Here is a 23,801-nt window from a genome sequence, read left to right as displayed (position 1 = left end):
CCGGGTCGCTCAGCGCACCCGCACCTTCGCGTCCGCCGGATCGAGCTCCAGCCAGCGCCAGCCGTAGGGCTCGAGCTCGAGCGCGATGGTCACCGAGGCGTCGATCCGCTCCTCGGTGACGCGGTCGGTCATCCACGCCTCATCCGACGACTCGGGCGCGACCGTCACACGCACGGTCGTGCCGTCGCGCGAGAGGTTGTGCAGCGCGAGCATGGCCCATCCCTCGCCGCGGCAGACGTGCGCGAGCACCTGCGGCGGCGCCCCCTTGAGCACCTCGAGCTCGGACCACGCCTGCGACGGCGCGTCCCGGTACATCCGGGTGAGCCTCTGGATGTGCCGCCACAGCGAGCCCTGGTCCGAGCGCTGATCCTCGACGTTGGCGCCCTCGGGCCCGTACGGCTCGGTCGCCATCCGCCGCACCTGGCGGCGGGGCGGAGCTGTGGTGAAGCCGCCGTCGCGCGTCCACTGCATCGGCGTGCGCACGGCGATCCGGCCGTCGATCTCGAGGTTGTCGCCCATGCCGATCTCCTCGCCGTAGAACAGCACCGGGGCGCCGGGCAGCGAGAAGATCAGCGAGTAGACCATCCGGACGGCCCGTTCGTCCTCCAGCATCGAGGGCAGCCGGCGTCGGATGCCGCGCCCGTACACGCGCATGGCCTCGTCGGGCGCGTAGGCCGCGAAGACCTCGTCGCGCTCCTCATCCGACAGCTGATCCAGCGTCAGCTCGTCGTGGTTGCGCGCGAAGTGGGCCCACTGCTGGGCGACGTCGACCGCCGGGCGGCTGCGCAGGGACTCGGCGAGCGGGGTCGCGTCCCCGCGCGCCAGCGCGAGGTAGAGCCGCTGCATGGTGGGGAAGTCGAACTGCAGCTGAAGGCCGTCCCGGGCCTGCCCGAACCACGGCATCTGCTGCTCGTACGGCAGGTTCACCTCGCCGAGCAGAAATGCCTCGGCGCTGCGTCGCGAGACGAATCCCCGGATGCGCGCGAGGTGGTCCATGCCGTCGTACTCGTCCGCGGCCGTGCCGTCGCCGCCCGTGCCGCCCGCGTTCGAGCCGTGCGCGCCGGTGTCGGTCACGGCGCTGCTGAACATGAACGGCACGGCGTCGATGCGGAACCCCGAGATGCCGATCTCGAGCCACAGCCCCAGGTTCTTGTCGATCTCGCGCCGCACCTCCGGGAGCGCGACGTTGAGGTCCGGCTGCGTGTGGAAGAAGTGGTGCAGGAAGTACTGTCCCGCCTTCTCGTCGTGCGTCCACGTGCTGTCCTCGTCGCCCGGGAACACCGGCGGATCCGGATTCTCGGGCGGCTCGTCCCGCCACACGTACCAGTGCCGCTTCGGGTCGTCGGGCGAGCGCCGCGCCTGCCGGAACCAGGGGTGCTGGTCGGACGTGTGGTTCATGACGAAGTCGATGATGATCCGGATGCCGTGCGAGCGCGCCACCCGGACGAGCTCCACGAGGTCGCCCAGCGTGCCGAGGCGCGGGTCGACCGCGAAGAAGTCCGTGATGTCGTAGCCGTCGTCGCGGTGCGCGGTCGGGAAGAACGGCATCAGCCACAGGCACGTGACGCCCAGGTCGGCCAGGTACGGCACGCGGGAGATCAGGCCCGGGATGTCGCCGACGCCGTCTCCGTCGGAGTCCTGGAACGTCTCGATGTCCAGGCAGTAGTAGACCGCGTGCCGCCACCACAGGTCGGCCGCGTCGATGGGGACGGGCTTGGTCACGACAGGCTCCTCAGCTCGGGCAGGACGCGCTCGCCGAACGTGTCGATGAACGCCTCCTGCGCGTCCGCGTCGGCGCCCACCTGGTGCAGCATCACGGCGTCGAAGCCCGCGTCGGCGAGCTCGGCGATCCGGTCTCGGTGCACGGACGGGTCGCTCGAGATCAGCACGGCGGCGCGGAGCTGGTCGTCGGTCACGGATGCCGCGCGCTGATCGAACTCCTCGGGGGTCGGCAGATCCCAGGCGTCCGGGGGCGTGATGGCGCCGTTCGGCCAGTCGCGGCGGGCCATCGCGAGCGCCGCGTCGTCATCCGGCGCCCAGGCGAGATGCACCTGCAGGCGGGCAGGACCCCGTCCCCCGGCCTCGCGGTACGCCTCGACGACCTCGCGCAGCGCGCGCGGGTCGCATCCGACCGTGATCAGGCCGTCGGCCCATTCCGCGTGCGCGGCCGCCGACTCCGGCGACACCGCGGCGGCGACGAGCGCCGGCGGCTCGGCCGGGCGCGACCACACGCGGGCCCGGTCGACCTGCACCTCGCCGTGGTGCGTGACCTCCTCGCCCGCGAGCAGCGCGCGGATGATGCCCACGCACTCGCGCAGCCGCCGCTCCCGCGTGGCCTTGTCGGGCCACGGGTCGCCCGTGACGTGCTCGTTCAGCGCCTCGCCCGATCCCAGCGCCGCCCAGAAGCGGCCCGGGAACATCTCCCCCAGGGTCGCGATGGCCTGCGCGGTCGTCACGGGATGCGTGCGCTGGCCCGGGGCCGTCACCACGCCGAACGGCAGCTCCGTCGAGGCGAGCGCGGCGCCCAGCCACGAGAACGCGTAGCCGCTCTCGCCCTGCGCCACGCCCCACGGGGTCAGGTGGTCGGAGCACATCGCCGCGTCGAACCCGGCCTCCTGCGCGCGGACGACGTGGCGCAGGAGGCGGGACGGGGCGATCTGCTCGTGCGAGCAATGATAGCCGTAGTCGGTCATCCCCCCATGCGATCCCAGCCATCGGGATGCGGCAAGGGGGTTGCGGGCCGGGCGGTGGATGCGCTCCGCGGCCGGTCAGGCCGTGCGGGGCCCGTTCTTCGGGCGGGCCCAGCGGGCGGGGAGGCCGGGGCCGTCCCAGACCTTGATGATCCCCCACGCGACCGCCGTGAGCGGCACGGCGAGGACCGCGCCGATGATGCCGCTCAGGACCGTGCCGATCGTCAGCGCGATCAGGATGACCAGCTCGTGCAGCTTGAGGGCCCGGCCCATCAGCACGGGCTGCAGGAAGTTGCCCTCGAGCTGGTTGACGACGATCACGATGCCGACCACGATCAGCGCGGCGACCAGGCCGTTGGCGACGAGCGCCACCAGCGCCGCGATGATGCCGGCGAGCACCGCGCCCACGATCGGGATGAACGCCAGCACGAACACGAGCACCGCCAGGGCCGGCCACAGCGGCACCTGCAGGATCGCCAGGCCGATGCCGATGCCGACGGCGTCGACGGCCGCGACGGTCGCCGTCCCGCGCACGTACGCGCCGAGGGTGTCGACCGTGACGCGACCGGCGCGCTTGGCACGGTCGTGCCACTCACCGCTGAACGGCCGGCGCAGGAACTCCCAGATCTCCGGTCCGTCCTTCAGCAGGAAGAACAGCACGACCACCATCAGCACGAGCCCGGTCACGAAGTCGGCCACGGCGCCGACGCCGGCGAGCGCGCCGCTGCCGAACTGCGCGCTGGTGACGAACGCCGTCAGCTGATCCAGCCACTCCTGGATCTGCTGCTGGTCGATGTCGAACGGCAGCGTGCCGGCCCACGCGAGCACCTGGTCGATGCCGCGACGGGCCTGGTCGTAGAGCTCGCGCCACTGGCTGCTCACGGCGCTGACGATGATCCACCCCACCGCGCCGAGCGCGAGCAGGATCGCGAGCAGCACCAGCAGCGTCGCGGGCATAGAGCCGATTCCGCGCCGGCGCAGCTGAGCCATGAGCGGCTCGAACGCGCTGGCGAGGATGAGCGCCAGCAGCACCGGGATCACCACGAGAGTGAGAGAGCGCAGGCCCCAGATGATGCCCGCGGCGAGCAGCACCACGGCGATGATCTGGATGGAGCGGGTGGCGAGGGTGCCCAGGCCGTCGGTCCACAGGCGCCGCACGGCGGGAACCGGCGGAGCCTCGAACTGCGAGTTCTGGACCTTCACGGGCTTGCGGCGTCCCCACGTCATGTCGTCGTCCCCTCGTCGGCGGCAGGTCCTCCCATACTGACCGGATGCGGGCGATGCCGCCTCGTGGTTGACGGGCGCGCCGTGCGTCCGGACGGATCCGCGCGGGTCAGCGGGGCGCGAAGGCCGCGTCGAACAGGCTGCGGGCGCGGCGGGCGACCGCGGCCCGGTCGCGCTCCGGCGTGGCGGCGAGCTCATGCGCGATCATGCTGACGGCGATGCCGACGTCGGCCGCCTCCACGTGAGCACCGATCCGGCCGGCTGCGCGATCGCGTTCGATGAGCACGGCCACGAGGGCCTCGAACCGAGCGGCGAGCTCGCCCGTGCGCGCATCGGCCTCGGGGCCGAGGAGCAGCTGGATGAGCGCCGTGGAGGCGGTGGCCTGCTCGACGATGCGGTCGAGCAGGTCGGCGATCGTGCCGTCGTCGCGCAGCACCTCGAGCGCCGCGATGTTCTCCTCGAACACGGCCACCGCCAGGGAGACGCGATCGGGGAAGTGCCGGTACAGCGTGCCCTGGCCGACCCCGGCGCGCTTGGCGATCGCGGTGAACGGCGCGGACGGGCCCTCGGCCGCGAAGATCTCGCGCGCGGCCGCGATCAGGGCGCGGCGGTTGCCGGCCGCGGCCGCCGGGCCGCGGTTGGGCCGCCGGGGCGGGGTCTCGGAAGCAGTCATCGGGTGTAGCCTAGCTACCGGACAACAGCGTCCGGTAACTAGCGCGCTGGTCCACGAGAAAGGACGTCATCGTGAGCGATGCAGCAGCCGCCCAGGGGCCCCAGGTCCAGAGCTGGGACGAGAGGATCATCGAGGGCCGCTTCGCCGGGAAGACGGTCGTCGTGACGGGCGCCGGATCCGGCATCGGCCGTGCCACCGCGTCGCGGATCGCCCGCGAGGCGGACGCGTGGTCGCCGTCGACGTGAGCCAGGAGCGCCTCGACGAGTTCGCCGCGGAGCTGTCCGGCAGCGACGTCGTGACCGTCGTGGCCGACATCACGGACGACGCCGGCGTGGCACGGATCGTCGAGGCCGCGGGCGGAGACATCCACGGCCTGGCGAACGTCGCCGGGATCATGGACCGGATGCAGCCGGTGCACGAGATTGACCCGGCCCTGTGGGAGCGCGTGTTCGCGGTCAACGTCACCGGGTCGTTCAAGCTCATGAAGGCCGTGGTCCCCGGGATGCTGGAGCGCGGCGCCGGCGCGATCGTCAACGTCGCCTCCGAGGCGGGCCTGCGCGGGTCGGCCGCGGGCACGGCGTACACCGCGTCGAAGCACGCCGTGGTGGGACTCACCAAGAGCTCGGCATTCCTCTACGGCGCCTCGGGCCTGCGCATCAACGCGGTCGCGCCGGGCGCCGTCATGACGAACATCGAGTCGTCTTTCGCGTCGGAGCTCGCCGCGGCGCGCATCCAGCGCGGCATGGCGCTCATCCCGAGCATCGCCATCCCGGCGCAGCTCGCGGCGTCGATCGCGTTCCTGCTGAGCGACGACGCGACGAACATCAACGGCGTCGTGCTCCCATCGGACGGCGGCTGGTCCGCGGCCTGACCTCGCGTGAGCGAGGCGCATCCGCCTGCCGTTCGGGTGTCTTCGCGCCCTTCTGCCGCGGGTTAAGGGCGCGAACGCACCGGTTCACCGCCCCGCGCGGGCGACCGCGGCCCGCACGCGGGACAGGATGAGCGGACGCTGCTCCCGGAGGTGTCGCGCGGTGAACCGCAGGACAGTCCAGCCGAGCGCCTCGAGCCGCGCGAGCCGTTCCACGTCGCGCTCGAACTGCTCCTGGGTGCGGTGGACCTCCCCGTCGTACTCGATCGCGAGCCGGAGCTCCGGATATGCCAGGTCGACGCACGCGACGAACCGGCCGTGCCCGTCGAAGACATCGTGATCCAGCACCGGTTCGCGCAGGCCGTCGTCGACCAGGACGAGCCGCAGCTTCGACTCCTGCGGAGAGGACGCGCCCGTGCGCGCCCGTGCCAGCGCGCACCGAAGCTTCGCGGCGCCGCGGCGGGTGCCGATCGCGGCCTCGAGCTGCTCCCGCGTGCAGTACGGCCCACGGTCGGGCGGGCGGAAGCCTCCCGGAGGCCGCGGCACGCGCAGCAGGTGATCCGCGGCCGCCACGAGGTCGTGCTCGTCCAGCGCCTCGGCGAGCATCGCCCAGGTGTCGGCGAGCGACGTGACGCGGATGCCTTCCACCTCGACGACCGCGGCCCGGGCGCGCGTGACGCGGACCCCGCGCACCCCCGCTCGTCGGGGCGGCGTGCGCGGATCCCACACGCCGACCGACAGATCCGGCGGCGCACCGTTCACCGGAGCGACCGCGCTCGGCGGCACCGGGATGCCGTGCAGCACGGCGGCCGCGACGCCGACCAGGAACGCGTGATCCGGCATCACGGTCGCATAGGCGTCGATGCGCGCCCGGATCGCCGCGGTGTGCCGCCGCGCGGGAGGGACATCCGGATCGTCGACCGCGGCCGGCGTGGGCCGGACCCTGGACCCGCGGAAGGGACGATCCAGGCTGTGGTGCCGAAGACGCTTGGCCCCGACGCCCGCGGCGAGCGCGTCGGCGACGCGGAAGGCGGACGGCAGGTTGTCGGGCGGCGGGGTGTGGGTCCTCGTCCCCCGACGCTGGCATCCCGCGCCGCGCGCGCGACCTCCCGTGCACTCCCGCACCCCGAGTGCCGCCCTGTGGACGAGCCTGCGCTCGACGTTCGGGTGCCGGCGCGCCCTTATGCCGCGGGATAAAGGCCGACACGCGCCGGAACGACCGGATCAGGACGGGTCGGGCTGCTCCGGCAGGCCGCCCGCCTTGGAGGCGATCGCGTCGCCCGAGGGGGTCTCACCCGCGACGGCCTCGCTCTCCTCCGGCGCGGGCGCGGCCTCCTCGTACTGCGCCGACAGCTCGCGGTACTGCGGCGTGAGGAACGCGAGCACCGCGATCAGCGTGCAGACGAGGCCGGCGACGAGGAAGATCAGCGCGATGCCGCGGTTCACGCCCTCGCCGAGGAGCCACGACCACTGCGCCTCACCCTCCTCGCGCATGTACGGGATGACCCACACCTGTGCGATCGGCGCGATCAGCAGCGAGGTGATCGGCGCGGCCGCGGCCTCGAACGTCATCGCGAAGCCGAACACGCGGCCCTGCTTCTCGTAGGGGACCACGCGCTGGATGACCGTCTGCTCGGCCGCCTCGACCGCGGGGATGAACGCCATGTAGACCCAGCAGCCGAGGATGAACAGCCAGCCCCACTCGCGCAGCGTGAACACCGCGCCCACCAGGCCGATGAAGGCCGCGATCAGCAGCATCGTCCGCATGGGCCGCTTGCCGAGCCCCGTCGCGGCGATCACGGCGCCGCCTGCGATGAAGCCCGTCGAGGCCACGGCGAACCAGATGCCCCAGCCCTGGACCTCGAACAAGTCGATGCCGTACGGGTCCATCAGCGCCATGTACACGCCGCCGACCAGGTTGTTGATGGTCGAGAACAGCACGAGGGCGAGCAGGCCCCGCGCCGCCAGCACCGCCTGCCAGCCGCCGCGGATGTCGACCCACTTCGTCGTCCCCTCCACGTGCACGATCTCGCGCTCGGGGATGCGCAGCGCCGCCAGGTGCAGCATCGCGAGCAGCATCGCGGCGAGGCCGATCACCAGCGTCCAGCCCATGCCGAGGTAGCCGACCGACAGGCCGCTCAGGACGCTCGTCACGAGCATCGAGACGCCCTGCACGGTGCCGACCATGCCGTTCGCGTTCGCGTGCCGCTCGTCCGGGACGAGCAGGGTGACCGTTGTCGACAGCGCGATGCTCCGGAGCTGCTCCACGACCGCGCCCGCGAGCATCACGACCGCGAAGATCCAGAACCAGGGCGTCGTCAGGTCGACGATGGCGGCCTCGCCCACCCAGAAGAACAGCGCGGTGTCGAGACAGAACACGACGAACGCCGCCATCGTCGCCCACAGCATCACGGGCTTCTTGCGGAACCGGTCGACCATCGTCCCGAAGAACATGCTGAACACCGAGATGAACAGCATGTAGGCGCCGCCGATCACGCCGGTGGCGATCACGTTGCGCGTCTCGGCGTAGATCCAGAACGTCAGCCCGAACCACAGGAAGCTCGTCGTGATGTTCGCGACGGCCGTGTTGACGAGGACATGCAGGAAGGTGCGCATCCCGTTCTCGGGCGCCGCGATGGAGGCGTCGGTGGCCATGTCCCCCACGCTAGGACCGGCCACCGACATCCGGAAGACCGGTCAGCGCGGCCGGTCTTCCGAGCCGGTCAGCCGAGCGCGGGGATGACCTTCTGCTCGAACAGCTCGACGCCCGACCGGTCGTACGCCGACTCGGGGAAGTAGTGGATCGCGTAGCCCATGCCCGCGTCCCGCATGCCGGCGAGCTTCTCGGTGACCTGCTCGACCGTGCCGACCAGGCTCTCGCCCGCCGAGTAGTTGTGCATGAACCGCTCGATGCCGTCGCCGAGGTACGGCTCGACCCGCGCGCGGATGGCCGCGAGGCGGTCCTTCACCTCCGCCTCGGTCTCGCCGATCACGGTGTTGAAGTTGGCCGAGCGCGTGATCTCCGCGAAGTCGCGCCCCAGGCGGTCGGTGTGCCCGCGCAGGATCTCGCTCTTCTGCCGGAACACCTCGACGCCGCCGTTGAAGTTCGTGTAGCTCGCGTACTTGGCCGCGATCCTCAGCGTCACCTTCTCGCCGCCGCCGGCGATCCACATCGGGATGCCGCCCTCCTGCAGCGGCAGCGGCCGGACGATCGCGCCGTTGACCTGGTAGTACTTCCCGTCGAGGGTCGCGGATCCGGTCTCCCAGGCCTGCTTCATGATCTCGACGCCCTCGCCGAGCATCCTGAGACGGTCCGGGATCTCCGGGAAGCCGTAGCCGTACGCGCGCCACTCGTGCTCGTACCAGCCGCCGCCGATGCCCATCTCGACGCGGCCGGCCGAGACGTGGTCGACCGTCGCGGCGACCTTCGCGAGGTACGCCGGGTTGCGGTAGCCCATGCACGTGCACATCTGGCCGAGGCGGATGCGCGACGTGGACGCCGCGAACGCCGACATGAGCGTCCACGCCTCGTGCGTGGCCTCGTCGCTCGGCACAGGAGTGGTGTGGAAGTGGTCGTAGACCCACAGCGACTCCCACGGACCCGCGTCGGCGGTCAGGGCGAGCGACTGCATCGTGCTCCAGTGCGCGGCGGGGTCGATGCCCACCAGGTCGAAGCGCCAGCCCTGCGGGATGAAGATTCCGAATCGCATACCTCTCACCCTAGGGATGCAGGAGCGCGCGGGGAATCCTCTCGCGGATGATCCGGATGGCCTCGGGGCTCTCGTCGACCAGGACCGCGTCGCGGCCGAGCGCCGACGCCACCGCTCCGGTGGTGCCGCTGCCCGCGAACAGGTCCAGCACGCGGTCTCCCGGGCGCGACGACGCCTGCACGATGCGGCGCAGGATGCCCTCGGGCTTCTGGGTCGGATAGCCCGTGCGCTCGCGGCCGCTCGTCGTGACGATCGTGTGCCACCACACGTCCGTCGGCAGCTTGCCCCGCGCGGCCTTCTCGGCCGTGACGAGGCCCGGCGCCATGTACGGCTCGCGGTCGACCGCCTCGGAATCGAACCAGTAGCGATCCGGATCCTTCACGTAGACGAGGATCGTGTCGTGCTTCGTGGGCCAGCGGCTGCGCGACTTGGCGCCGTAGTCGTACGCCCAGATCAGCTCGTTGAGGAAGCACTCGCGCCCGAACACCGCGTCGAGCATCACCTTGGCGTAGTGCGCCTCGCGGTAGTCCAGGTGGAGGTACAGCGTGCCGTCGTCGGCCAGCAGCCGCCACGCCTCGAGCACCCGCGGCTCGAGGAAGGCCCAGTAGTCGTCGAACCGGTCGTCGTACGTGCGCAGCGCGCCCCGGATGCGCTCGTAGGCGCCGCCGCGGTAGCCCGCCCAGACCCGGACGGGGGATTCCGTGCGTTTCGACTCCGCTTCGCTCCGCTCAACGACCGGGGCGGGTCCGACAGAACGCAGGACTTCTGAGGCCGGATCGGCGTGTCGTGGCTCCGACACGCCGTCGGCGGCGCTGAGGTCCTGCGTTGTGTCCGAACGCCGGGCGGTCTGCGTGCGGTGTTCGCGGGCGCGGCCGGTGTTGAAGGGCGGGTCGAGGTAGATCAGCCTGAACGCGCCGTCGGGCAGGGTGCGGGCGACCTCGAGGTTGTCGCCGTGGTGGACCGTGACGGATCCGCGAGTCACGGATCCCTGGCTCAAGGGACCCTCGCTCAAGGAACCCGGTGCAGCCACGCGTCGGTCGCGAACTTGGAGGCGACCAGGGCCTCGGCCTCGGCGTACTCGTCGGGGGCGATCGATCCCATCGTCGCGCCCGTGAAGCCCTGGAAGGTCTTGATCAGGCTGTCGATGATCTCGCGGCGGCTCATGCCGGTCTGGCTGCGGAGCGGGTCGACGCGCTTGGCGGCCGACGCGGTGCCCTTGTCGCTGAGCTTCTCGCGGCCGATGCGCAGCACCTCTGTCATGACCTGGCCGTCGATGTCGTAGCTGAGCGTGGCGTGGTGCAGCACCCCGCCGCCCGCCAGGCGCTTCTGCGCGGCGCCGCCGATCTTGCCGGTCGGGCTCGCGATGTCGTTGAGCGGCTGGTAGGTCGCGTCGATCCCGAGCGCGCGCAGCGCCTGCAGCACCCAGTCGTCGAGGAACGCGTACGAGTCGGCGAACGTCAGCCCGGCGACGAGCGACGCCGGCACGTACAGCGAGTAGGTGATGATCTGCCCGGCGCCCATGAGCATCGCGCCGCCGCCCGAGATGCGCCGCACCACGTCGAAGCCGTGGCGGGCGGCGCCCTCGGGGTCGACCTCGTTCCGGTAGGACTGGAACGACCCGATCACGACGGCCGACTGGTCCCACTCCCAGATGCGCAGCGTGGGCTTGCGGCGCCCGTCGCCCACGCGGCCGGTGAGGACCTCGTCGAGGGCCAGGTTCATGTGCGGCGAGACCGCGGGGTCGTCCACGATCTCCCACTCGAAGTCGGTCCACGCCGACGCCGTGACGAGCGCCCGGCGCACCGCGGTGCCGACCGACTCGGGCGTGAAGCCCAGCAGCTGGGCCCCCTCGGGCAGGGCCCCGCGCACGGCCGCGGCGATGGTGGGCACGTCGGCGGTCTCGGGCAGCCCGTTCACGGCGGCGTTGATGTCGAGCAGCGCGTCGTCGGGCTCGAGGAAGAAGTCGCCCGCGAGGTGGAAGTCGGCGATGCGCCCGTCCACGACCTCGAGGTCGACGACCACGAGCTTGCCCCCGGGCACCTTGTATTCGCCGTGCATGGCTCCAGCCTACGGTCGGGCCCCGCCGCCTGGCCCGGGCCCCGCCGCCTGGCTCGGGCCCCGCCGCCTGGCTCGGGCCACGAGACTGGTCCCGGGCGACGAGACTGGTCCTCCCGACGCCAGTCTCGCCTCCCGGGACCAGTCGAAGGCAGGGGGCCGCCGCGACCCCGGGGTCAGACCCGGCGCGTGGGCTGCGAGGCCGCGTCGTACGGGTCGGTGCCGTGCGCGCGCTCCTTGGCGTTGCTGTGCCCGTCGCCGTCGATGTCGCCGTCGCACGCGTCGCCCGCGCCGTCGCCGTCCAGGTCGGCCTGCGAGGCGTTGGGCTGGCGCTCGCAGTTGTCCGACGCGTCCGCGATGCCGTCGCCGTCGCGGTCGACGCCCGGGGCGGTGTGCACGACCGTGCGGGTCGCGGTCTGGAAGACCCCTCCGTCGCGCTCCCACACGATCCCGATCTCGTGGACGCCGATCGGGACGTGCACGTCCGCAGCGAACACGTCCGCCCGGTCGCCTCCGGTGGTGTCGACGTCGATCACCGCGACCTCGGCGCCGTCGACGGAGATGCGCACGTGCTCGTTCGCCAGCGAGGCTCCGGTACCGGGCTCGGGCTCGCCGCCCGGATCGCCGGGCGCCGGCACGATCGTGGCTGTCAGGGTGTATGCCGTCTCCGGCACGCCCACGACGAGGTACGGGTCGATCGCGATGTCGAGCGTGCCCGTGACGCCCTCGAGAAGCACGACCTCGGGCTGGGAGGAGCTCGCCGAGCGACCGGATGCCGCTCCGGTGATGAACATGTCGAGGTCGCTCGCGTCGGCCCACTCGAGCCGCACCTCGACGTCGCTCCGCTCGGGCACGGTGAGGGTGTGGTGCTGGATGGTCGCGTCCAGTTCGCCGAGCGTCGAATCGGTCACCGTGAAGGTGTTGCCGTCCGGGTGCTCCAGCACGATCGTGTCGATCAGGCTGCCGGCCTCGGTGCCGCCGGTCGCGCCGCCGTCGCCCGCCGACGCGGCCGGCTCGGTCCCCTCCGGAGCCGCGACGCCGACCTGGCCGGCGTCCGGAGCGCGGTCGTCCTGCACGACGGTCCAGGCGCGGGTCGGCGCCTTCAGCCCCGAGAGGGCGAACACGTCGTACGGCGCGGTGACGGATGCCGCGGCGAGGTAGCTGCGCGGGATCCGGAACGTGACGGTGTCACTCACGGCGTCCCACTGCGACCACTCGCTCGGGAGCGTGCGCTCCATCGAGTGGTCGTACGTGACGACGTCGCTCGAGGCGCCCGGCTCGGCGAGCCACGACTCGATCTCGCGCCCGTCGATCGCGACGCCGAACTTGGTCAGGCTCGTCGAGTCGGCCGGCCACAGCTCGGCCGCCTGGATCACCACGTCCACCGTGAGAGGCGTCACCTCGACGTCGACGCGCTCGATGTCGGTGAGGTCCGAACTGGCGTCGCCCGAGGGGTCGTCGATCGCGACCGACGTGGCGACGGGCTCGTCACCCAGCGGCAGGCGCTCGACCGTGCCCGCGACATGCACGTGGCCGTCGGCGGTCTCGTGCCCGTGCTCGGGCGAGTCGACCGTGAGCACGTTCTCGTACGAGCTCACGGGCTCGGGCGTCCAGTCCACCGGCTCCGCCGCCGGGACCAGGCCGAGGTCGGGCTGCGGGCAGTCCCACACCGATCCGGTGCTCGAGGCGTACAGGTGGTTGTCCGGGTGCTGCACCTGGAACGGGTTCCCGTCGCCCTGCTGGTCGTTGACGTGCAGATGGTCGTGCTCGTCGACCGCCTGGTCGCCGTTCACGTCGAGGTAGTGGCTCATCCGCGCCGCGAAGCCCTCGACGTTCAGCGTCGAGACGCACTTGCTCTGCCCGGCGGGGTCGGCGCTGTAGGCCATGATGTCGGTCGTGGGCACGGGGCCCCACTCGCCCTCGGCGCCGTCGCCGACGTGGCCGAGCGTGAGGCAGTGGCCGGTCTCGTGCAGCACGAGGTCGAACAGCGAGAAGGTGTCCGTGGTGCCGGGCACGGGGTCGATCGCGCCGTTGACCGAGAAGCAGACGTTGCCGCCGGCGCCGCCGCAGTCCTCGACGTAGTAGCCGGCGCCGTCGCCGTGGTGGCCGTCGTAGCCCGGCATGCCCTCCCACGTGTCGAGCGAGAACGGGTTCGGGATGCTGTGGCACGGCACGCCGTTCTCGTCCATGAGGCCGATCGAGTCGGTCAGGTACGTCGGGTCGATGCCGATGCCGATGCCGCCGACCGGGTTGGTGGCGATGATCACGATCTCCGGGTCGTACAGCGGGTAGGTGCTCGGCACCGCGCCGTCCGTGAGGCCGACGATGTCGGTGCTGATGGTCCACTCGACGCCGTCGCGCAGCCAGTCCAGCCCCATCTGGTCGGCGAGGTACTCGATGCCGCCCTCCCAGGCCTCGGCGGCCTGGCGCATGATGCGCAGGTCGCGCTCGGCCGTGGGCGAGGCGGGCACCAGCACCGCCACGTCGATCTTCGGGCTGTCCAGCGTGTTCAGGCCGGTCTTGCCGTGGAAGCAGATGTTGTCGGGGTTGTCGCGGCTGTAGTCCTTGATGCAGCCCGGCGGCAGGTTCCCGTCGCCGTAGTAGGGGCCGACGTAGTCCTCGGAGGGCGCCGCGGTCGCCGCGACGGGGGCGACCCAGGACGCGGCTCCGAAGGCGAGGGCGGCGAGGAGGACCAGGATGACGCGGGGCAGACGACGGCGCATAGGACGCTCTCTTCACTGAGAAGGGGCGGCGTCGCATCGGGGCGGGCCCGACGCTCGGCCAGGTGGTGGGCACGCTACTCCCGACCTCGTGACCGGATCCGGCCAATGTCCGCTGGCGGCCAGTTTTCGGTCGGAACGATCAGATCCAGCCGCGCTTCGCCGCGATCGCTCCCGCCTGGAACCGCGACTGCGCCCCGAGCTCGTCCAGCAGCTCCTTCGTGCGGCGGCGCACGGTCCTCTCGCTGAGCCCCAGGTGGTGGGCGATGGAGAGGTCGGTCATGCCCGCGACGAGCAGTCGCGCGAGCTCGCGCAGGTCGGCCTCGTCGGACTCCCGCACCGCGTCGTCGTCACCGGGCCGGATCTCGGATGCCTGCGCCCACACGGACTCGAAGAGGGCGATCATCGAGTCGAGCAGCACCGAGCGCCGCACGATCACGACCGCCTCGGCGGCCCCAGCGTCGGACTGCAGCAGCGGGAGCATCCCCCACTCCCGGTCGATGATGGCGAGCTTGAGCGGCACGGGGGCGACGCGCGCCTGCTCGCCGCCGCGCACGCCGTTCATGATCCGCCGCACCTCGACGGGGTCGTCCAGCAGCCCGCGGTCGAACACGGTCCGGATCCGCACGCCGTCGGTCTGGAACCGGCGCGCCTGCTCCTCGCGGACCTCCTCGATCTCCTCCGGCGGAGTGGCGTAGGGAGGCCGGTCGAACACCGCGATCTCCTCGCGGGCGCTGCGCACGACCTGCCGGAACAGCTGCCGTGCCGATCCCGGCCCGGACACGACCTCGATCAGCGACGCCGCGTCGTCGCCGCGATCTGCCGCGCGGACCCGGGCGGCGAGCTCTGTGGCGCGCGCCCGCACCTGGCGCAGCGCCGCCATCTGCTCGGCGACCAGGACGTCGATCGCGTACTCGGGCGGCGCCACGACGTACACGGGCTCGGGCCCCGCCGCCCGGCGGACCAGGCCCCGGCTCTCCAGCGTCTCGAGCGCGATCCGCTGGGCCTCGCGCTCGCCCAGCGCCAGCACGTCGTCGAGCGCGAGCCGGCCGCGCGTCACCAGCAGCTCGTAGAGCTCGGCCTCCGCTCTGCCGAAACCGAGGGCCTCGAGCATGCGTCCTCCCGACGTCCGGCGCGCCCGCGCGACGCGCACTTCAGTGTGCCCCACACCCGAAACATCGCCGCAACCTGACTCCCCGGTACGCTCGCCCCATGGGGGACCTGTTCGACGGCTACGGATCGACGCTCGCTCCGCGCAAGACACCTCAGGGCCTGCCCGCGTTCGACGAGATGTTCGGCCAGCCGGCCGGCTCCGGCGACACGGCGGAGGCCCGCGCGGCCTACCGCGAGCTGTACCACGCGCTCGCGCGCATGACGCAGGACGAGCTCCGCGGGCGCACCGAGTCGCTCGCCTCCAGCTACCTCGCGCAGGGAGTCACGTTCGACTTCGCGGGCGAGGAGCGGCCCTTCCCGATCGACCCGGTCCCGCGGGTGATCGCGTACGACGAGTGGGCACGCGTCGAGGCGGGCGTGAAGCAGCGCGTCAAGGCGCTCGAGGCGTTCCTGGAGGACGCGTACGGCCGCCGCTACTGCGTGCGCGACGGGGTGCTGCCAGCCGCGCTGATCGCCTCGTCGCAGTACTTCTACCGCCAGGCCGCGGGCATCCATCCGGCGAACGGCGTGCGCATCCAGGTGGCCGGCATCGACCTGATCCGCGACGAGCACGGCGAGATGCGCGTGCTCGAGGACAACGTGCGCGTGCCCAGCGGTGTCAGCTACGTCATCTCGAACCGCCGGGTCATGGCGCAGACGCTGCCCGAGCTGTTCGTCTCGATGCAGGTGCGGCCGGTGGGCGACTACCCGAACAAGCTGCTGGCGGCGCTGAAGGCGGCCGCTCCCCCCGGCATCGACGAGCCCAATGTGGTCGTGCTGACGCCCGGCGTGTACAACTCCGCGTACTTCGAGCACACGCTGCTCGCGCGCCTGATGGGCGTCGAGCTGGTCGAGGGCCGCGACCTGGTATGCACGGGCGGCCGCGTCTACATGCGCACCACCCGGGGCCTGCGCCGCGTGGACGTGATCTACCGCCGCGTCGACGACGACTTCCTCGACCCGCTGCAGTTCCGGGCCGACTCGATGCTCGGAGCCCCCGGGCTGCTGCTCGCCGCGCGGCTCGGCAACGTCGCGATCGCGAACGCGGTCGGCAACGGCGTCGCCGACGACAAGCTGCTGTACACGTACGTGCCCGACCTCATCCGGTACTACCTGGGCGAGGAGCCCATCCTGAAGAACGTCGACACGTGGCGCCTGGAGGATCCGGGTGCGCTCGAGGAGGTGCTCGACCGCCTCGATGAGCTGGTCGTGAAGCCGGTCGACGGATCGGGCGGCAAGGGCCTGGTCGTCGGGCCGGATGCCTCGCCCGCCGAGCTCGAGAAGCTCCGCAAGCGCCTCATCGCGGACCCGCGCGGCTGGATCGCGCAGCCGGTCGTGATGCTGTCCACGATCCCGACCCTCGTGGAGGACGGGATGCGCCCCCGCCACGCCGACCTGCGCCCGTTCGCCGTGAACGACGGCAGCGACGTGTGGGTGCTGCCCGGCGGCCTGACGCGCGTGGCGCTGCCGGAGGGCCAGCTGGTCGTGAACTCCAGCCAGGGCGGCGGATCGAAGGACACCTGGGTCGTCGGCGGCACCGCTCCAGAGCACGTCGAGTACGGCCAGGGCACGGGGCTCGCCGGCCTCGTGGCCGACCAGGCCGCGACGGTCACGCAGGCCATCCCGATCATCTACGACCCGCAGGACGAGGTCGCGCACTCGCCGCACGACGATCCGGGATCCATGGCCCAGAGCGAGCAGCAGCAGCAGGGCCGCTCCCTGCCCGGCTCCCATGTCTCACTTTCGGCCGCTGAACACCCCTTATTCCGGCCCGAAGTGAGACATGGATCCGGGGCGGGGGAGGGATCATGCTGAGCCGCATCGCCGAGTCGCTGTTCTGGATCGGGCGGTACATCGAGCGCAGCGACGGCACGGCGCGGATCCTCGACGTGCACCTGCAGCTGCTGCTCGAGGACCCGTGGATCGACGAGGACACCGCGTGCCGGTCCCTGCTCGCCGTGATGGGCGCCATCGCCCCCGGCGAGGTCGACCAGGTGCGCCGCGAGCACGTGCTCGAGTACCTGGCGGTGAGCCGCGGCACGCCGTCGAGCATCGCGTACTCGCTCACCGCCGCGCGCGAGAACGCCCGCCGCGCGCGCGAGATCGTCTCCACCGAGCTGTGGGAGTGCCTCAACACCACCCGGGCCCGGATGCCGCGCCGCCTGCAGTCGGAGAAGGCGCACGAGTTCTTCCAGTGGGTGCGCGAGCGCGCCGCGCTGGCCGTGGGGATCGCGGACTCGTCGACCAGCCGCGACGAGTCGTGGCAGTTCTTCACGCTGGGCCGCAGCATCGAGCGGGCCGACATGACCGCGCGCCTGCTCGCCACGCGCTCGCTGACGCAGGCGTCCGGGCCGTCGTGGACGACCATCCTGCGCTCGTGCGGCGCGTACGAGCCGTACCTGCGCACCTACCGCGGCATGCCGAGCGCCAAGAACGCGGCCGAGTTCCTGCTGCTCGACCGCCTGTTCCCGCGGTCGATCATCTTCTCGATCTCGCAGGCCGAGCAGTGCATGCAGGCGATCGACCCGACGGCCGACCGCGTGGGCCACTCGAACACCGTGCTGCGGGCGCTGGGCCGCATCCGGAACGACCTCGAGTACCGCCCGATCGGAGAGATCCTCAGCGAGCTGCCCGAGCACATGGATCGCGTGCAGCACGTCACGCGCGAGGCGTCGGACGCCATCCGGCAGCGGTTCTTCCCGACGCAGGTCGAGCCGACGTGGATCGGGGAGGTGTCCTGACGTGAAGAGGCTCCGGATCGAACACGAGACCGGCTTCCGCTACGCCGGCAAGGTCGCGGCGTCGTACAACGAGGCGCGGATGCTGCCGGGCACGACGGACAGCCAGTTCGTGCTGTCGTCGGGTCTGGACATCCACCCCACGGCCGCGATCAACTCCTACGTCGACTACTTCGGCACGCGGGTGACGTCGTTCGACGTGCTCTCGCCCCACGACGAGCTGCGGATCGTGTCGCGCAGCCTGGTCGAGGTGCGTCCGCGCCCGATCGAGCATGCCGACACCACGTGGGAGCGCCTGAGGCGGGACGCCGAGCGGTCCATCGACACCGTCGAGATGCTGGTGCAGACCGCGCGGACGCAGCCGCATCCCGAGGTGTCGGAGATCGCCCGGCGCATCGCCGACGCGCACGACAACCCGAGCGAGGCGGCGCACGCGATCGCGACCGCGATCGGCGAGGCCGTCGAGTACATGCCCGGGGTCACCGAGGTGCACTCGACCGGCGCCGAGGCGTGGGAGGCCCGCAAGGGCGTGTGCCAGGACATCACGCACATCGCGCTCGGGGCGCTGCGGTCGGTGGGCATCCCCGCGCGCTACGTGTCGGGCTACCTGCACCCGCGGCCGAGCGCCGAGGTCGGGGAGGCCGTGAAGGGCGAGTCCCACGCGTGGATCGAGTGGTGGGCCGGCGACTGGCAGGCCTACGACCCGACGAACGGCATCGAGATCGGCGACCGCCACGTGCTGGTGGGCCGCGGCCGCGACTACAACGACGTTCCGCCGCTGCGCGGCGTCTACGCCGGCCCGCACAAGAGCGAGCTCTACGTCACGGTGACCATCACCCGCGAGGCGTGAGGTGGGAAGCGGCTTCGGCCGTTTCGTCTCCGCTCCTTCGTCGCTCCGCTCAACGACCGGCGGCTCCGGACCCCGGTCGTTGAGCGGAGGCGAGGAACGAGCCGGAGTCGAAACGACCCAAGCCCGCCGCGGGCCTCAGCGGCGGACGGGCACGGAGCCGGTGTCGAGGTCGTCGCGCTCGCCCAGGCGGATGGGCGTGGTCTGCGCGCCCTCGTTGCTGAACTCCTCGGGCGCGACCGTCGGCTGCGGGCGCGTGATGACCGAGATCGGGCGCGTCTCGTCGAGCACGAGCCCGAAGCCCTCGTCCTCGGGGCGGCGGTGCAGGCGGCCCGACGCGATGACCCACGTGAGGCCGATCGCGCACGCGGCCAGGCCTCCCGCCGCGCCGACCAGGATCGCGACGCGCGGGCCGAACTCGGCCGCGACCCAGCCCACCAGCGGGGCGCCGAGCGGGGTGCCGCCCATCAGGATCGCGACGTAGAGCGCGAGCACGCGGCCGCGCAGCGACGCGTCCGTCGTGGTCTGGACGTACCCGTTCGCCGTGGTCAGGGTCGTCACGACCGTGAAGCCGACGAACACGAGGCAGAGGGCGTAGAGCCAGTAGAGCGGCATGAACGCCGACACGATCGACACGACGCCGAAGCCGCCGGTCGCCAGGATGGCCACGCGCAGGCGGGCGCGGGCGCGGCGGGCCGCCAGCAGGGCGCCGGCGAGCGAGCCGATCGCGAGGATCGAGCTGAGCAGGCCGAAGCCGTCGGCCTCCTCGCCGAACTCGAGCGCCATCGTCGAGGCGAAGATCGGGAAGTTCATGCCGAGCGCGCCCATCAGGAAGACCATCGCGAAGATCACGAGCAGGTCGGGGCGGCGCGCGACGTAGCGGAAGCCGTCGGCGAGGCGCGCCGAGGCGTCCGCCCGCTTGCGCGGGATCAGCTCTCCGGTCCGGATGACCGCCAGCGCGATCAGCATTCCGGCGTAGGCGATGACGTTGATCAGGAACACCCATCCGGTGCCGACGGCCACGATCAGCAGGCCCGCGACGGCCGGGCCGATCATCCGGGCGCCGTTGAACGACGCCGCGTTGAGCGCGACCGCGTTGGACGCGTTCTCGCGGTGCACGAGGTCGGACACGAACGCCTGGCGCGCGGGATTGTCGAACGCGAGCACCACGCCGGTCGCGAGCGCGAACGCGTACATGAGCGGCAGCGTCATGAGGCCGGCGAGCAGCAGGATGCCGATCGCGAGCGAGAACAGCAGCAGCACGCACTGCGTGATCAGCAGGATGCGGCGCCGGTCGAAGCGGTCGGTGACCAGGCCCGACAGGCCCACGAGGAGCAGCGGCGGGCCGAACTGGAGCGCCATCGTGACGCCCATGGCGCCCGCGTCGTTGTCGGTCAGCTGCGTCAGCACGACCCAGCTCTGGGCGGTGGACTGCATCCATGCGCCGATGTTGGACACGAGCGCGCCGATGAACCAGACGCGGTAGTTGAAGGAGGCGAAGGATCGGAACATGGCACTCATCGCTCGATGACCTTCAGGATGATCTTCGCGGCCGCGCGGAGCGTCTCGCGGTCGCCGTCGGGCAGGTCGGCCAGCACCCGGGCGAGCCATTCGTCGCGCCGGTGGACGGTCTCCTCGACGACCTCCAGGCCGGTCGGGGTGATCGCGATGTTGACCTTGCGACGGTCGTCGGCGTCGGGCTCGCGGGTGAGGTACCCCTCCTCCTCGAGGCAGTTGACGGTGCGGTTCATCGACGGCGCGGTCACGCCCTCGCGCTCGGCGAGCGCCGTCAGCGTGTGGGGGCCGTGCAGCTTGAGCGCGACGAGCACCGCGAACTGACCGTCCGACATCGTCGTGACCGCGCGCTGCTGCCGCAGTCGGCGGGCGAGGCGGAAGGTGGCGGCGCGGATCTCGGAGGCGTCGGAGGAGAGATCTGGCATCGTGTTCCTTAGCCTAACTCATTAGTTAGGTTAAGGATCTGGCGGGCTCCGCTCAGCGGGAGTGGCAGGATCGGGCCATGCCGTCAGAACGGGACCTGCACTTCGTCGACGACCACGGCGTCGAGATCGTCTATGACGTCCACCGCGCCGACACCCCGCGCGGGGTCGTGCAGCTGCTGCACGGGGTGGGCGAGCACGCGGGGCGCTACGCCGCGCTCATCGACGCCCTCGTGGGGGCGGGCTTCACGGTCTACGCCGACGACCACCGCGGCCACGGGCGCACCGGCATGCGCCAGCACGGCGATGCCGCGAAGCTCGGGCGCCTCGGCGTCGGCGGCCACCGCGCCGCGGTCGCGGCGTGCGCGCAGCTGACGCGGATCATCCGGGACGCGAATCCGGGCCTGCCGCTCATCCTGCTGGGCCACTCGTGGGGGTCGTTCCTGGCCCAGATCCTGCTGAACCTCGACCCGGCCGCGTACGACGCGGTCATCCTGAGCGGGTCGGGCCTGCGGACGCCGACGTCGCTGAACTTCCTGCCGCTCAACGCGCGGTGGAAGGGCCCGGATGCGACGGGCGCGGAGTGGCTGTCGACCGACGCGGCGGTCGGGCGGGCGTTCCTCGACGACCCGCTGGCGACGGACGTGCCGATCCAGAAGCTCTTCGGCGTCGTGGAGGGCGCACGCATCTACGGCCTGCCGCGACGCGGCCTCCGCGCCGTCGCGGGTCACGACATCCCCGTGCTGCTGATGGTGGGGAGCGACGATCCGGTGGCGGGGCCGCTCTCGGTGCACCGGCTCGCGCGGGCCTACCGCGATCGCGCGGGCCTCGAGGACATCACCACGCTCGTCTACCCGGGCGCGCGCCACGAGATCTTCAACGAGGTGCAGCAGGCCCAGGTGCGCGCCGACCTGCTCGCCTGGCTGGACCGGCGCTTCCCGGCGTGATCCGGTGCGGATGCGCCCTGACGAGACTCGAGAAGGGCGCATCCGCACCGGAACGCGGGCGGTGTCAGCCCTTCAGGGCGAACGCCAGCTGCTCGAGCGCCCAGTCGATCTCGGTCGCGCGGATCACCAGGGGCGGCGCCATGCGCAGCGTCTGGCCGTGCGTGTCCTTCGCGAGCACGCCGCGGGCGAGCAGGCGGTCGGCGACCTCGCGTCCCGTGCCGGCGGCCGGATCGATGTCGATGCCCGCCCACAGGCCGGCCGAGCGCACCGCGGTGACGCCCTCGAGCTTCTCGAGTCCGGCGCGCAGGTGCTCGCCGAGCTGACGCGAGCGCTCCTGGAAGCGGCCGGTCTTCAGCAGCTCCACGACCTTCAGGCCCACGGCGGACGCGAGCGGGTTGCCGCCGAACGTCGAGCCGTGCTCGCCGGGCCGGATGACCCCGAGCACGTCCTCGTCCGCGACGACCGCCGACACCGGCAGGATGCCGCCGCCCAGCGCCTTCCCGAGCAGGTAGACGTCCGGCACGACGCCTTCGCGGTCGCACGCGAAGGTCTCGCCCACGCGGCCGAGACCCGACTGGATCTCGTCGGCGATGAACAGCACGTTCCGGGCCTTCGTGACCTCGCGCACGCGGCGCAGGTAGCCGTCGGGGGGCAGCACGACGCCGCCCTCGCCCTGGATCGGCTCGATCAGCACGGCGGCCGTGTTCTCGTCGATCGCGGCCTCGAGCGCGTCCGCGTCGCCGAACGGCACCGCGACGAAGCCCGGCGCGTACGGGCCGAAGTCGTCGTGCGCGGTCGGGTCGTCGCTGAAGCCCACGATCGTCGTGGTGCGGCCGTGGAAGTTGCCGAGCGCGACGATGATCTTCGCCTGCTCGGCCGGGATGCCCTTGACCCGGTAGCCCCAGGCGCGCGCGACCTTGATGCCGGTCTCCACGGCCTCGGCGCCCGTGTTCATGGGCAGCACGAGGTCCTTGCCGCACAGCTCCGCGAGCGCGGTGGCGAACGGGCCGAGCTGGTCGTTGAAGAACGCGCGGCTGGTCAGCGTGAGCCGGCCCAGCTGATCCTGCGCGGCCTTCACGAGCTCCGGATGCCGGTGCCCGAAGTTGAGCGCCGAGTAGCCGGACAGCATGTCGAGGTAGCGCTTGCCGTCGACGTCGGTCACCCACGCGCCCTCACCGTGCGAGACGGTGACCGGAAGCGGGTGGTAGTTGTGTGCGACGTTCGGCTCGAGCGCCGCGGTCACTTGCGACCCCGGAGCTCGAGCGTGCAGCACTTGATGCCGCCGCCGCCGAGCAGCAGCTCGGACAGGTCGACCAGCACCGGGTTGTAGCCGCGCTCACGCAGCTGCTGCTCGAAACCCTTGGCGCGCGGCGAGATGATCACGTTGTAGCCGTCGCTCGCCGAATTCAGGCCGAACACGGCGCCGTCCTCGTCGGACACGCGGATCGCGTTCGGGAAGCGGCGCTCCAGCTCGGCCTGGCTCGCCTCGTCGAACGCGTGCGGCAGGTAGGCGATGCCCGGCTCCGCGCCGTCCTCGACGATCGGGTCGAGCACGGCCAGGGCGGTGTCGAGGTGGTAGAACCGCGGGTCGACCAGCGTGAGGCTCACGACCTCGCGGCCGAAGACGCGCGCGACCTCGGCGTGGCTGTCGCCCGTCGAGCGGAAGCCGGTGCCGGCCAGGATCACGTCGCCGGCGAGCAGGAAGTCGCCCTCGCCCTCGTTGACCTCCTCGGGCTCGCGCGTGTCGAAGCCGTTCGCGCGGAACCACTCGATGAACGCGGGGGCCTCGCCCTGGCGCTCCTCGTAGCGGAACTTCGGGCCGTAGGCGATGCCGTCGATCAGGAAGCCGCCGTTGGCGGTGTAGACCATGTCGGGGTAGCCCGGCACGGGGTCGATCAGCTCGACGTCGTGGCCCAGCTCGAGGTACGTGTCGTACAGCTTCTGCCACTGCGACACGGCCAGCGCGGTGTCGGTGGGGTTCGCGGGCTCCATCCACGGGTTGATGGAGTAGCTCACCGTGAAGTGCTCGGGCCGGCACATCAGGTAGCGACGCTTGTGCTGGATCCGCTGCGGGGTCGAGATCGACGCGGTCGCGATTTCGGACATGGTGCTCCTCTGCTCAGATAGCGGCGGACGCTGTCCAGAGGCCCGGCGGAGCTGTGAGAAGCCAACGGCACGGGCACGCCGGGATCATTCTCGCACGCACGCCCGGATCCGCGCCGGATGTCCGCACGGCGGAT

The 23,801-nt window shown here is 71.8% G+C and carries 21 protein-coding genes; 6 read left to right on the top strand and 15 right to left on the bottom strand.

From position 1 onward, the window contains the following. Positions 1-9 precede the first annotated feature (9 nt). From ACYVGN_RS05415 to ACYVGN_RS05400, 4 genes are all read right to left on the bottom strand, one after another. Entirely contained in the window at positions 10-1,722 is a 1,713-nt protein-coding gene (locus tag ACYVGN_RS05415; RefSeq protein ID WP_460789304.1) for an alpha-amylase family glycosyl hydrolase, read from the bottom strand. Beyond that, positions 1,719-2,693 carry a TIGR03885 family FMN-dependent LLM class oxidoreductase gene (locus ACYVGN_RS05410; protein WP_460789303.1) on the bottom strand — a complete coding sequence of 325 codons (975 nt, stop codon included), beginning with the start codon at positions 2,691-2,693 and terminating at the stop codon, positions 1,719-1,721. Before ACYVGN_RS05410 ends, ACYVGN_RS05415 begins: the two co-directional genes overlap by 4 nt. Before the next feature lie 75 nt (positions 2,694-2,768). Next, positions 2,769-3,917 carry an AI-2E family transporter gene (locus tag ACYVGN_RS05405; protein WP_460789301.1) on the bottom strand — a complete coding sequence of 383 codons (1,149 nt, stop codon included), beginning with the start codon at positions 3,915-3,917 and terminating at the stop codon, positions 2,769-2,771. A 106-nt stretch (positions 3,918-4,023) separates the two neighbouring features. Beyond that, a complete protein-coding gene (locus ACYVGN_RS05400; RefSeq protein ID WP_460789300.1) occupies positions 4,024-4,587 on the bottom strand; it encodes a TetR family transcriptional regulator in 564 nt (187 codons plus the stop codon). Between the two features lie 71 nt (positions 4,588-4,658). Between ACYVGN_RS05400 and ACYVGN_RS05395 the strand changes: the two genes are divergently transcribed. Beyond that, entirely contained in the window at positions 4,659-4,832 is a 174-nt protein-coding gene (locus ACYVGN_RS05395; RefSeq protein WP_460789298.1) for a hypothetical protein, read from the top strand. Then, complete coding sequence (locus ACYVGN_RS05390) at positions 4,814-5,458, top strand: SDR family NAD(P)-dependent oxidoreductase (protein WP_460789296.1); 645 nt, start codon at positions 4,814-4,816, stop codon at positions 5,456-5,458. The genes ACYVGN_RS05395 and ACYVGN_RS05390 overlap by 19 nt, the downstream gene beginning before the upstream one ends. An 84-nt stretch (positions 5,459-5,542) precedes the next feature. Here ACYVGN_RS05390 and ACYVGN_RS05385 read toward each other — a convergent pair whose 3' ends face one another. The 7 genes from ACYVGN_RS05385 to ACYVGN_RS05355 form a co-directional block, all read right to left on the bottom strand. Further along, a complete protein-coding gene (locus tag ACYVGN_RS05385) occupies positions 5,543-6,298 on the bottom strand; it encodes an endonuclease domain-containing protein (protein WP_460789295.1) in 756 nt (251 codons plus the stop codon). A gap of 381 nt (positions 6,299-6,679) precedes the next feature. Further along, positions 6,680-8,110, bottom strand: a complete 1,431-nt coding sequence (locus ACYVGN_RS05380; protein ID WP_460789293.1) for an MFS transporter — start codon at positions 8,108-8,110, stop codon at positions 6,680-6,682. 68 nt (positions 8,111-8,178) lie between these two features. Beyond that, complete coding sequence (locus tag ACYVGN_RS05375; protein ID WP_460789291.1) at positions 8,179-9,165, bottom strand: LLM class F420-dependent oxidoreductase; 987 nt, start codon at positions 9,163-9,165, stop codon at positions 8,179-8,181. Between the two features lie 10 nt (positions 9,166-9,175). Beyond that, entirely contained in the window at positions 9,176-10,147 is a 972-nt protein-coding gene (locus tag ACYVGN_RS05370) for a DNA-methyltransferase (protein WP_460789290.1), read from the bottom strand. 26 nt (positions 10,148-10,173) lie between these two features. Further along, a complete protein-coding gene (locus tag ACYVGN_RS05365; protein WP_460789289.1) occupies positions 10,174-11,223 on the bottom strand; it encodes a lipoate--protein ligase family protein in 1,050 nt (349 codons plus the stop codon). A 173-nt stretch (positions 11,224-11,396) separates the two neighbouring features. Beyond that, entirely contained in the window at positions 11,397-13,943 is a 2,547-nt protein-coding gene (locus tag ACYVGN_RS05360; protein WP_460789287.1) for a thrombospondin type 3 repeat-containing protein, read from the bottom strand. A 139-nt stretch (positions 13,944-14,082) separates the two neighbouring features. After that, a complete protein-coding gene (locus ACYVGN_RS05355; RefSeq protein WP_460789285.1) occupies positions 14,083-15,054 on the bottom strand; it encodes a helix-turn-helix domain-containing protein in 972 nt (323 codons plus the stop codon). Between the two features lie 98 nt (positions 15,055-15,152). Between ACYVGN_RS05355 and ACYVGN_RS05350 the strand changes: the two genes are divergently transcribed. Genes ACYVGN_RS05350 through ACYVGN_RS05340 form a run of 3 tightly spaced genes read left to right on the top strand, consistent with a single transcriptional unit; the run spans position 15,153 to position 18,680 of the window. Next, the gene (locus tag ACYVGN_RS05350) at positions 15,153-16,907 is read left to right on the top strand and encodes a circularly permuted type 2 ATP-grasp protein (protein WP_460789283.1); all 1,755 of its coding nucleotides are present in this window, start codon (positions 15,153-15,155) and stop codon (positions 16,905-16,907) included. After that, positions 16,901-17,833 (top strand): alpha-E domain-containing protein, encoded by a 933-nt coding sequence (locus tag ACYVGN_RS05345; RefSeq protein ID WP_134746112.1) that lies wholly within the window; start codon positions 16,901-16,903, stop codon positions 17,831-17,833. The genes ACYVGN_RS05350 and ACYVGN_RS05345 overlap by 7 nt, the downstream gene beginning before the upstream one ends. A 1-nt stretch (position 17,834) precedes the next feature. Next, positions 17,835-18,680: a transglutaminase family protein gene (locus tag ACYVGN_RS05340; protein WP_460789281.1), complete on the top strand. Its 846-nt coding sequence runs from the start codon at positions 17,835-17,837 to the stop codon at positions 18,678-18,680. A 135-nt stretch (positions 18,681-18,815) separates the two neighbouring features. On the opposite strand, the gene ACYVGN_RS05335 is transcribed toward ACYVGN_RS05340, so the two are convergent. Both ACYVGN_RS05335 and ACYVGN_RS05330 read right to left on the bottom strand, forming a co-directional pair. Then, complete coding sequence (locus tag ACYVGN_RS05335) at positions 18,816-20,189, bottom strand: MFS transporter (protein ID WP_167626790.1); 1,374 nt, start codon at positions 20,187-20,189, stop codon at positions 18,816-18,818. Positions 20,190-20,194: 5 nt separating this feature from the next. Further along, positions 20,195-20,617, bottom strand: a complete 423-nt coding sequence (locus tag ACYVGN_RS05330; protein ID WP_055993505.1) for a MarR family winged helix-turn-helix transcriptional regulator — start codon at positions 20,615-20,617, stop codon at positions 20,195-20,197. Positions 20,618-20,694: 77 nt separating this feature from the next. On the opposite strand from ACYVGN_RS05330, the gene ACYVGN_RS05325 reads away from it, so the two are divergent. Then, on the top strand, positions 20,695-21,561 hold the full coding sequence (locus tag ACYVGN_RS05325; RefSeq protein WP_460789279.1) for an alpha/beta fold hydrolase: 867 nt from the start codon (positions 20,695-20,697) through the stop codon (positions 21,559-21,561). A gap of 64 nt (positions 21,562-21,625) precedes the next feature. Here the strand turns inward: ACYVGN_RS05325 and rocD are convergent, their stop codons facing one another. Continuing rightward, on the bottom strand, positions 21,626-22,804 hold the full coding sequence (gene rocD, locus ACYVGN_RS05320; RefSeq protein WP_460789277.1) for an ornithine--oxo-acid transaminase: 1,179 nt from the start codon (positions 22,802-22,804) through the stop codon (positions 21,626-21,628). After that, positions 22,801-23,667 carry a dimethylargininase gene (gene ddaH, locus ACYVGN_RS05315; protein ID WP_460789276.1) on the bottom strand — a complete coding sequence of 289 codons (867 nt, stop codon included), beginning with the start codon at positions 23,665-23,667 and terminating at the stop codon, positions 22,801-22,803. Before ddaH ends, rocD begins: the two co-directional genes overlap by 4 nt. Positions 23,668-23,801 lie beyond the last annotated feature (134 nt).

This window comes from Microbacterium lacusdiani, assembly GCF_054779895.1.
This window is presented reverse-complemented; position numbering and strand designations above follow the sequence as displayed.